Below are 9,982 nucleotides of genomic sequence, written 5' to 3'. Positions count from 1 at the left end.
CCGGTGAGCCGGTCAGAGTCGATGCGGTCGCAGGCCATGGGACCACCGATATTCTGAGGCTGCCATGAAACTCGCCGTCGCCCTCGTGCCGATAGTTGCCATCCTGGCGTGCGGCTCTCCCAGCAACTCCGCGAAGGCGGAACCTAGCGTGAACCAGCAGATCATCGACCGGTACACCCACGACATCTGGCCGGCGATGAGCGCCTACAACGCTGACCATGCCCAGGCGGGCAAAGCCGCCAAGCAGTTCTTTGCCGTCGCCGATCCGAATCTGGTCGGCGATCAGGTCGACACGCTGCGCAGCGCGGCACAGGGAATGGGCAGGCAGGGCGAGTACGACGCCCAGGACCAGACGAGCCATTACAACGACGGCCTCACGCTCAGGACTGTCGACGTGCAGTCGGTCAAGGAAGGCGCGGCCGCGCTGAACGTCTGCTACACCTACAACCACTTCTGGTACGTGAACGCCGACAACACCAAGCACGCCGCGGCGGCGTCGCAGATCACGGTCAGGTTGGTGAACGTGAACAACAACTGGTACCTGCACGGCATCACCAACGATCACACCGTCCCCAGCTGCGGAGCCTCCAACAGCTGAGATCGCGGGCTGGGTGTTGGCGCGGACTCTCCGCCCGCGCGGTTGCCGTATCGGCTCGGCGTGATGATTTCTCTGGCCAACCGGAGTCTGTATTGACATGACCAACGACACCGTGATCGCCACGATCACCATCTCCGCACCGGCCGAAACAGTGTTCGCCATACTGGCGGACCCCACGACTCACTCCGCCATCGACGGGACAGGTTGGGTAAGAGAATCTATCGACGGCAAGCCGGTGACGGGCATCGGCCAGATCTTCAGGGTCGCGATGTACCACGACGGCCACCCCAACAAGAACTATGAGATGGCCAACAAGGTGGTCTTGTGCGACCGTCCGCACGCCATCGCCTGGGAGCCCGGCCAGGACGCCGCAGGAGACGGGAATCTCTCATTCGGCGGCTGGATTTGGCGTTATGACATACGCAGCGTCGGATCGTCTGAAGCTCACGTGACTCTTACCTATGACTGGTCGGCAGTTGCGCCTGACCTCCGTGAGCACATTCAATTCCCGCCGTTCGATTCCGCGCACCTCGAGAATTCGCTGAAGAATCTGTCTGATCTAGCCACGGCCCAAGGTACCGGCTAAGTCGCAGGCTCGCGCTGCATCCGTCATCAGCGCTGTCGCAACGCGATTCAAACTCGCTGTAGTCAAAACGTGACAAAGGCGTGATCGAATTGCTAACGCGCCCTTGCGCTTCCACCCTTCATGGCACCCCTACGATCCCGATTAGAACCGTGTCAACTAAAAGGGGTCGGAGTCATGCGGGCGGTCGTTCGGTGTCTTCTTGCGTTGATTCTGACCGCTGCGGCCGTGCTTGCGGGGCCGGCCGGCATAAGCCCGGCGGCTGTTTACCAGTCGTATAGGTCCGCCATTGCATCGGTTCTACCAACGCCGGGCCAGGTGGTGGGTGTGGCCCACCCCGTTGTGGTGACGTTCAGCGCGCCGGTGGCAAACCGACACGCAGCCGAGCGTGCCATTGCAGTCAAATCGGCGCCCGCCATGACCGGCAAATTCGAATGGCTCGACAACGAGGTTGTGCAGTGGGTCCCGGATCGATTCTGGCCGGCGCACAGCACGGTGACACTCTTAGTGGGCGGACTGGCTACGGAGATCAAGACGGGTCCTGCCGTCCTCGGCCTTGCCGATATCTCAGATCACACGTTCACCGTCAGCGTCGACGGCGTCGGGGCCGGACCGCCGCATCCACGACCAGCACCGCACCACCTACCCCACCGGGGAGAAGAGGGAGTGATGTTGGCCTCGATGGGTAGGCCGCAGTTTCCGACACCCGCCGGCCTCTACACCGTCTTGTCCAAAGACCGCGCGGTGATTATGGATTCGAGCAGCGTCGGCATCCCGATCACCGATCCCCAGGGCTATCGGGTTCCGGTGGATTATGCCGTCCGTATCAGCGGCCGTGGTCTCTTCGTGCATTCAGCTCCGTGGGCTATCAATTCACTCGGGTTTGAGAATGTCAGCCACGGCTGCATCAGCCTGAGCCCCGCGGACGCTGAGTGGTACTACAACAACGTCAACATCGGCGACCCGGTGATTGTGCAGGAATAGCAGTAGCGACAGCCGTCGGCCCACGCCTCAAGTCGCTTGTCGTGCAAGTGCTTTACTGTCGGGTGCCCAGGGTCAAGCCTTGACTCGATGACCCGTCGTCATTTGCCGCGCAACGGACCCCGCTGGTGATAACCCAGCGGGGTCCGCACAATCCGAAAGAGGGCCAGCCTCAGCTCACGCCCGCGCCCTAGGCCGTAGGACCGGGCGTGATCGGCTGACCGGGCGCAGGCCCGCCGTCGGGCGCCGGACCCGTCCACGCACCCTTACCCCCAAGGGGGCCAGCCGTATCGGTGAGTAAGGCGCCTCCCGGCACCGGCGCACCCGCCGGCCCGAGCGCAATCAGCGGGGCACCCGCCGGCAACGGCGCAGCCACCGGAGCACCAGCTGGCACCGGTGCACCTACCGGCGCGCCCACCGGGATTGGTGCACCTGCCGGCACTGGTGCACCTGCCGGCACTGGAGCACCAACCGGGGCGCCCGCCGGCACCGGAGCAATCACTGGAGCACCAACCGGCAGCGGCGCAGCTGCTGCTGCGCCCGCTGTGTCAGCGATTGGAGCGCTAGCAGCCGCAGGCGGAATACACGTCTCCGCGACTACCGGGCCGCCGGCGGCTCCCGCTGCGCCCGCGGCGGCTCCCGCTCCGCCCGCGACTGCCGCCGGTGCAGTTTCGCCCGCCGTTCCCTGGATACACGCGTAGCCGCCCGTCACGAACGGGGTGGCTGCCGCGGCCGGGCTAAAGGCTATAGCAGCTCCGCACAACCCAACGCCGGCAACCGCTTTGATCAAGATCGCCATTGACGTCCACTCCTTCATTCGCGTTCATTCGCGCTCAGGTATGTCTGCAAGCAAAAGGTGCAGCAAACCGCATAGCCGTACCTAAGTCGTCCTTAAACTCCGGCTCAATTGTTAGTAGACCCGTGTGGAACACGAGCCGCGCCGCACCGCGTCGTTTCCAAATAGTGACGTTCGCTACCAAAAAGTGATTTTCGGCCAGGCTGACGGGTGCAGGGTGAAGACATGTGGTTGACCCTGCTTAAAGTGATGCTTATTGCCTGGCTGTGACCGGTCTGACAGTCGTGGTGATCATGGGTATCCGGCGATCACGAGCCAATCGCGGCGACCCGAACTGGACGAGGCGGACAGGCGGACAGCCGGGCTACGAGGCATCGATCCGCGGCGACATGCCCGCAACGCCACTACCCGAATGGGTCGACTGGGACGACGACCCCCTATTGGGCAAGCAAATTGACCTTCTACGAACATATTGCTTGCCGGCACCGCTGCCGCCTTTGAAACGCCGCGCCGTCCACATGCGCCCCTCGGCACGCGGACGGCACGGCCGTCCTCGGCGCCCGCCACGAGCTGTGTGAACCCGGGCACGAAGACGCCTCACTCGCTATCACGAGCGCCACCGCCGCATGGTTCGGTCTGAGCGCAGACAGGCAGCTGCGTGGTCCGATGCCGTCGGCCATGGGGACCACCTGCCCTGCGTAGAAAGCTCATTTCAACGGTCGATGACTTTTGTCAACACCCGATGACTTGGCAGGTACGCGCCGCCCTCAGCGGTTGTCAACGGTGGGTGACATATAGAGTTTCAGGATGGCAGAGACGCGCCCTCGCGATGCTGCTCAAACGCGGGCCGACATCCTGGCCGCTGCCCGCCGTCGATTTGCGGCAGAAGGGTTCGAGCGCACCACGTTGCGCGCTATCGCGGCGGATGTCGGCGTGGATGCGGCGTTGGTGATCCGCTACTTCGGCAGCAAGCAGGACTTGTTCGCGACGGCCACCGAATTCAGGATTGACTTGCCCGACCTGGGTGATGCCGACCCCGACGACGTCGCGGACATGCTGCTGCCCCGGTATTTCGCGGTGTGGGAGGACGACCACACATTCCTGGCGCTGTTGCGCGCGGCAATGACGAGCCGGGTCGCGGCCGACACCTTGAACCAGACGCTGGCTACCCACGTCGCGCCCACGCTGATGGGTGCCACCCCGGACAACCACATGAAGCGCATCGCGGTGACGGACGCGTTCGTGATCGGGCTTGCCGCAACCAGAACCGTTCTCGCGAATCCGCCGGTGGCCAACCTCAGCCGTGAAGAGCTCAGCCGGTGGGCCGGCCCGGTCTTTCGCCAGCTTCTGGTCGGGCCGGCGCCGTCGTGATCACCCCCGCCAGTCGACAGCGACCTCGCAACGCCGGCCGAACCCGCGCCGACATCTTGGCCGCAGCACGTCGCCGCTTCGGGGCGCAAGGATATGAACGCACAACCTTGCGCGCCGTCGCGGCGGACGTCGGAGTGGATGCGGCGCTGGTGATCCGCTACTTCGGCAGCAAGCAGAACCTATTCGCCGCAGCAGCCGATTTCGCGATCGAACTGCCAGATCTTTCGGGCCGCGATCCCGACGACGTCGCGAACATTCTGTTGCAGCGATTCTTCGCGGTGTGGGAAGAGGACGAAACGTTCGTGGCGCTGTTGCGGGCGGCGATGACGAGCCGACTCGCGGCCGACACGCTACGGCAGGTCTTCGCGCAACAGATTGCCCCCAAGCTGGTCACCGCTACCCCGGACCATCCCGTGCAGCGGGCAGGGCTGACCGGCGCCTTCGTCATCGGGCTCGCGATGACCCGCTATGTGCTGGCGAACCCGCCGGTGGCCAGCCTGAGCCGCGAGGAACTCTGCCGCTGGGCTGCACCGGTGATCCGACAGCTGCTTACCGGGCCGGCAGCGTCGTAGCCTGCAGCACTATCAGAAAACGCTGAGACCGCTTAGCGGACGTAGACTTCCGCGCCGGTGGGGTATCCACCGCCATGGGTGGTGATGTGGACGTGGTCGTAGTGGCCGTACCCAGATCCTGATGTCCCGGTCGGGGTGTAGTAAGTGCCGCGCCAGATCGCATCTTGCAAATCGAAACGAGCTGCGTTCTTCAGCGCGAACGCGACGATCTCATTTCCCAGCGCTATGCCCTGAGCGCTACTGGGATTGGGGATCATCACATCGAGCGCCAAACCGTTGGGATGCCAACGCTTCGCGTCGGGGCGAACGCCGCCGATGTTCTTGATCTCGGGGAACGCCGCGCTGATGCTGCGCGCGGCCAAAATCGTCTTGACCTGTAGCCCCCGCTCCGGAGCGACCCCTACGGGCAGCACGCGCGGAGCATCTCGATTGACGACTCGCCATCGTGATGCCCTCGATGCCGGCGCCATCTCGCCGGGACCGGCACTCACGCTGGACTGTGTCCACGACGATGCGGCCGCTGCTGCCGCCATGACCTGCACACAACACGGCGCAGCGTCACCCGCATCTGAATCGGCGTCGCCTGCGGGGGTGGATTCATGGGCGCTTCCGCCGAGAGCAAGGAACGCGGCGGCCGGGGCAGCGATCGCAGCCACGACTAATGGCGATTTTCGCCGGTGGCTGGCTAATCGATGTCGGCCCACGAGGAAGCACCTTACGGGCAAATCGAGAAATAGTCACGAAACTGTAACTATGGGGGTCCGACGACCAGTTTCCGTCAGCTGCTACATGGGCCAGCTACTGGACACGGGTGCAAAGCGAAGGGTGGCCGCCCGAGGCAGCGGTTGTCGGTCGTTGGTCGATATCGCGTCGAGTATCAACACGACGTAGCGACGCCAGCCGTCACTGTCGGTATCCATCGTCCATAGCACGCTGTGCAGCATCGCGATCAGCCGCGGCAGATCATCGGCGACCAGGTCGGCGCGGACAACGCCGGCCTGCTGGCCTCGACGGGTCAGCTCGCTGAGCGCCTCATACAGCGAGGTCGATATGTCGGGGGTCAGTGACCCGGCTCGGCGCGCTGCGGTCAGCAGGTTGTGTTCGCGAGCACCCAGCGATATCGCCGCGTCAATCAGTTTGGCGAGACCGCGCAGCGGGTCATCGGCGCGCCGGACGGCCTCGATCATCGGCGTGAGGTGCTCGGCGATGCTTTGATCCAGCGCGGCCCGGATCAGCTCGGCCTTGGTCGGAAACCTGCGATAGAGCGTTCGCTCACCGACTCCTGCCCGACGGGCGATCGCCTCGATGGGCGCCTCCGGCCCCAGCTCGTCGTAGACGTCGCGCGCCGCGCGCAGGATCCGCTCGGCGTTGCGCGCCGCATCCGCTCGCAACGGCCGGTCGGAAACCGCAGTCATAGCCACAGCGTAACTGACAGTTGACCGCCGGTTAGCTGAGCTCTACGCTCGGATAATTGACAGCCATCTGACACTTATGGGGAAACATTCGTGACGGCAACAACTTCCGATTCCTGCTACGAGACGGAGCTTCCGGTCATCCCGGTCCGACGGGCCGCGCAATGTCCGCTTCATCCCCCGCCTGAATTCGTCAACTGGCGAGAAGAGCCCGGGCTGCGACGGGCATTGTGGGGAGGCCAGCCGACCTGGATCGTGAGCCGCTACCAAGACATCAGAGCCGCGCTGGTCGATCCACGTCTGTCTGCCGACACCATCTCGTCCGCCATCAGACCGTCCAGCGATGAAGGCACGCCGGTGATTTTCGCGCGAACCGACGATCCTGAGCACCACCGGTTGCGGCGGATGATGACCAGCCAATTCACCTTCCGGCGTACCGAAGCGATGCGCCCGCAGATTCAGGAAATGGTCGACGAATTCCTCCGCAGGATGATCGACAATGGGCCCCCGGCCGATATCGTGCGCGACTTCGCCTTGCCCGTACCGTCATTGGTGATCGCGCTGCTGCTGGGTGTGCCGCCCGAAGACCTCGGGCTCTTCCAGCAAAACACCACGGTTGGATTGGCTACGACGACGTCCGAAGAGCAAAAGGCGCAGGGCTTCGCGACAATGTTTGGCTACATACAGGAGTTGGTGACGCGCAAAGAGTGCGAGCCCGGCGACGACTTGATCAGCCGCCTCGTCACGGACTACGTCGCGACCGGCGAACTCAACCGCGAGACCGCCGCCATGAACGCGGTGATCATGATGCAAGCCGGACACGAAACCACCGCAAACATGATTTCGTTGGGAACTGTTGCGCTGCTTGAGCATCCCGATGTGTTCGCACGGCTGGGCCGAACCGACGATCCAGCCGTGATCGCCAATGCCATCGAAGAGCTGATGCGCTATCTCACCATCGTGCACGCTCAAGTCGACCGGGTGGCGATCGAAGACCTGACGATCGGCGGCCAGGTGATCCGTGCCGGAGACAAGGTCTTGATGAACCTGCCCGCTGGAAACTGGGACAGCGAATTCGTAGAGAAGCCAGAGGCTCTCGACATCGACCGGAATGCCCGCGGGCACTTGGGTTTCGGCTATGGCGTGCACCAATGCATCGGAGCCAACCTGGCCCGAGTCGAAATGCAAGTCGCGTTCGCCACCCTGGCGCGACGCCTACCCGGACTGCAACTAGCAGTATCGCCGGATGCACTGCAATTCAAAGACTCCGACATTTACGGCATGAAGGAGCTACCAGTCACCTGGTGAGGCTGATGAGTTCCAACGACATGCGGTTCGACGAACAGGTTGCGGTGATCACCGGCGCCGGTGGCGGGTTGGGTAAGCACTACGCGCTGCTGCTGGCGTCACGCGGCGCGCGCGTCGTCGTCAACGACACCGGTGGTTCGGTGACCGGGACTGGCTCGAGCATGGACGCGGCAAACGCCACCGCAGACGAGATACGCGGCCAAGGCGGAGAGGCCGTCGCCGACACCAACAGCGTGACCAGTCCGCAAGGCGGACAGGCGATCATCGACACCGCGCTGCGCACCTGGGGACGTGTGGACATCGTGATCAACAACGCGGGCATCGTCAGCGACGCGCCGTTCGAGGACACCACCGCCGACCGGCTCGCACCGCTGTTGGACGTGCACCTGAAAGGCGCCTTCTACGTGACCAGGCCGGCGTGGAAGGTGATGCGCGAGCAGCGCTACGGCCGAATCCTCAACACCTGCTCTGCCGCGGGAATCCTGGGCGCCGAGCGGATGAGCAACTACGGCGCGGCCAAGACCGGGTTGATCGGCTTGACCCGGGTGCTGGCCGCCGAAGGAGCCGACCACAACGTCAAAGTCAATGCCATCGCCCCGATCGCCTACACCCGGATGCTGGCACATTCCATCGACGGCGCAACCGGCCAGCAGGCCGTCGAAAATAGCGCGTCGGCGCAAGCGGTCTTGGATGACCTTGTGGCCCAATATCTTCAGAAGCTCGACCCGGCCCTAGTGGCTCCGGTGGCGGCATTTCTGACGCACCGGGACTGCCCGGTGTCCGGAGAGATCTACACGGTAGGCGCCGGACACGTCGCGCGGTTCTTCATCGGCAGGACGACAGGTTTCTACAGTCCCGCGCTATCGGTCGAGGATGTGCGTGATCATTTCGAAGAGATCCGCGACGAGTCCGACTACACCGTGCCGGGCAGTCCCGCTGACGAGATGAGCACGCTGTTCGCCACCATCATGGCGAGCCAGCCCGACTGAAGCTACAGATGGCTCGCGGCGTAGTCCGCGGCTTGGGCTGTCATGCCATTCACCGGGTATTCCGCGTGCGCGACGCTCGGCGCCCCCCCGGCAGAACCATCGCAGATGCTGTCACCGGCAGCGCACAACTCGAGAGTCTTGGGCGCATACAGCGGTCCGATGGTGATCGCCGGTGCGCCGTAGTTTTGCAGCCACTCAGCCGACGGCGTTCCGAAGAGCGTCACCGCAGCGACGTGGTTAGCCACCTCCGACGGCAGCGGCTTGGGGAGGAACTGTACGTATTCGGCCGGTATCCCCGCCGGTACGGAAGCCGACGTGACGAAGCCGGCCACGGCCGCGCCCTGGGAGTATCCGCCGAGCACGATCCGGGTCTTGGGGCAGTTCGCCGCGGTGGCCTCGATATGACCGCCCGCGTCTTTGATCCCGTCGACCACGCTTTGGGCGAACTGAATCCGGTCGCCAAAATCACTGCTGGCCTCGTAGTTGACCGGATACACGTCGAGCGATTTGGCACCGACCGCGGAGCGCAGCTGGTCGACGAATGGCTCTCCGATCCCGCCGACACCGGGCGGCTCGCCGGTGCCCCGGGCGAACACCGCCTCGACGTCGGGGCAGGGCTGCGCAGCCGCGATGGGAATGGGCGCGCACAGCAACCCGCTGGCGAGGACAAGGGCGGCAATGACAAAACGAGCAATCTGACGCGGGCACATGGTCAACATTCTTGCCCGGTACCCCCGACCGTGTCACGTGGCGGCTAGGTCGCTTCCTCTGAACCGTCCAGGACGCTGACGGCGATGCCGTACGGCAGGAATCGGACTTTGCGGGTGGCGTCGGTGTTGCTCTGGTTGGCCCGCAGCGCGTCGAGCTCGGTGGCGTACACCTCTTCGACCCGCGCGCCGCCATCGGTGCTCATGGTGTAAATGACCCAGACACCGTCACCGGCCTCGCCAGCGGTTTCGGGCCTGGTTCGCATCCGCCGGGCCAGGTCGTTGAGCAGCCCTGACCACCCGGCTCGGTCGCCGGGCATAGTGAAAAACCGGCTGATCCCGTCCAATGCCTCGCGTAGTCCCTCGCTGGCATCTCGAAACACCCGATCAAAGTCGTCGGGATCGAATCCGAACCGACCGTTGTCATCCATTGCGGCCTCCTGGCAGCTCACCCCGATACCACCCAGTGTGCGCATAACGGGCGAACTGCGCCACGCCCAGTTGCGCGCAGCCAACCTTCAACCGCCTGCTACGGCCCTGGCGGCGGTGGTGGCGGCGGCGGGTTGATCGGAATCGGGATCGTGACAAACGGCAGGCGCAGGTACATCACCATCGGCGGCATCTGCGGCGCCGGAGCAGCGGGCGGCGGTGCCGCCGGAGGTGGG

General features: G+C 64.4%; 12 protein-coding genes. 7 read left to right on the top strand and 5 right to left on the bottom strand.

Annotated elements, in window-relative coordinates:
- Positions 1–148: 148 nt before the first annotated feature.
- The 3 genes from WAN71_RS25895 (at position 149) to WAN71_RS25885 (ending at position 2,165) form a co-directional block, all read left to right on the top strand.
- On the top strand, positions 149–598 hold the full coding sequence (locus WAN71_RS25895) for a hypothetical protein (protein WP_422228061.1): 450 nt from the start codon (positions 149–151) through the stop codon (positions 596–598).
- 97 nt (positions 599–695) lie between these two features.
- The gene (locus WAN71_RS25890; RefSeq protein WP_422228060.1) at positions 696–1,184 is read left to right on the top strand and encodes a polyketide cyclase; all 489 of its coding nucleotides are present in this window, start codon (positions 696–698) and stop codon (positions 1,182–1,184) included.
- 174 nt (positions 1,185–1,358) lie between these two features.
- Positions 1,359–2,165: a L,D-transpeptidase gene (locus tag WAN71_RS25885; RefSeq protein WP_422228059.1), complete on the top strand. Its 807-nt coding sequence runs from the start codon at positions 1,359–1,361 to the stop codon at positions 2,163–2,165.
- Positions 2,166–2,352: 187 nt separating this feature from the next.
- Here WAN71_RS25885 and WAN71_RS25880 read toward each other — a convergent pair whose 3' ends face one another.
- A complete protein-coding gene (locus WAN71_RS25880) occupies positions 2,353–2,979 on the bottom strand; it encodes a hypothetical protein (protein WP_422228058.1) in 627 nt (208 codons plus the stop codon).
- 786 nt (positions 2,980–3,765) lie between these two features.
- Here WAN71_RS25880 and WAN71_RS25875 point away from each other — a divergent pair.
- Positions 3,766–4,329, top strand: a complete 564-nt coding sequence (locus WAN71_RS25875; protein WP_422228057.1) for a TetR family transcriptional regulator — start codon at positions 3,766–3,768, stop codon at positions 4,327–4,329.
- Positions 4,326–4,901, top strand: coding sequence for a TetR/AcrR family transcriptional regulator (locus WAN71_RS25870; protein WP_422228056.1), 576 nt, complete (start codon positions 4,326–4,328; stop codon positions 4,899–4,901). The genes WAN71_RS25875 and WAN71_RS25870 overlap by 4 nt, the downstream gene beginning before the upstream one ends.
- A 32-nt stretch (positions 4,902–4,933) precedes the next feature.
- On the opposite strand, the gene WAN71_RS25865 is transcribed toward WAN71_RS25870, so the two are convergent.
- Both WAN71_RS25865 and WAN71_RS25860 read right to left on the bottom strand, forming a co-directional pair.
- Positions 4,934–5,605, bottom strand: a complete 672-nt coding sequence (locus WAN71_RS25865; RefSeq protein WP_422228055.1) for a hypothetical protein — start codon at positions 5,603–5,605, stop codon at positions 4,934–4,936.
- Positions 5,606–5,686: 81 nt separating this feature from the next.
- Positions 5,687–6,316 carry a TetR/AcrR family transcriptional regulator gene (locus tag WAN71_RS25860; protein ID WP_422228054.1) on the bottom strand — a complete coding sequence of 210 codons (630 nt, stop codon included), beginning with the start codon at positions 6,314–6,316 and terminating at the stop codon, positions 5,687–5,689.
- A gap of 90 nt (positions 6,317–6,406) precedes the next feature.
- Between WAN71_RS25860 and WAN71_RS25855 the strand changes: the two genes are divergently transcribed.
- Entirely contained in the window at positions 6,407–7,621 is a 1,215-nt protein-coding gene (locus WAN71_RS25855; protein WP_422228053.1) for a cytochrome P450, read from the top strand.
- Positions 7,622–7,626: 5 nt separating this feature from the next.
- Entirely contained in the window at positions 7,627–8,610 is a 984-nt protein-coding gene (locus tag WAN71_RS25850) for an SDR family NAD(P)-dependent oxidoreductase (protein ID WP_422228052.1), read from the top strand.
- Positions 8,611–8,612: 2 nt separating this feature from the next.
- Here the strand turns inward: WAN71_RS25850 and WAN71_RS25845 are convergent, their stop codons facing one another.
- Positions 8,613–9,320: a cutinase family protein gene (locus tag WAN71_RS25845; protein WP_422228051.1), complete on the bottom strand. Its 708-nt coding sequence runs from the start codon at positions 9,318–9,320 to the stop codon at positions 8,613–8,615.
- A gap of 44 nt (positions 9,321–9,364) precedes the next feature.
- On the bottom strand, positions 9,365–9,748 hold the full coding sequence (locus tag WAN71_RS25840) for a hypothetical protein (RefSeq protein WP_422228050.1): 384 nt from the start codon (positions 9,746–9,748) through the stop codon (positions 9,365–9,367).
- Positions 9,749–9,982 lie beyond the last annotated feature (234 nt).

Origin of the sequence: Mycobacterium sp. (genome assembly GCF_049280035.1) — a bacterium.
Lineage (GTDB): Bacteria > Actinomycetota > Actinomycetes > Mycobacteriales > Mycobacteriaceae > Mycobacterium.
Note: the sequence above shows the minus strand (reverse complement) of the source record. Positions and strands in the feature narration are given on the sequence as shown.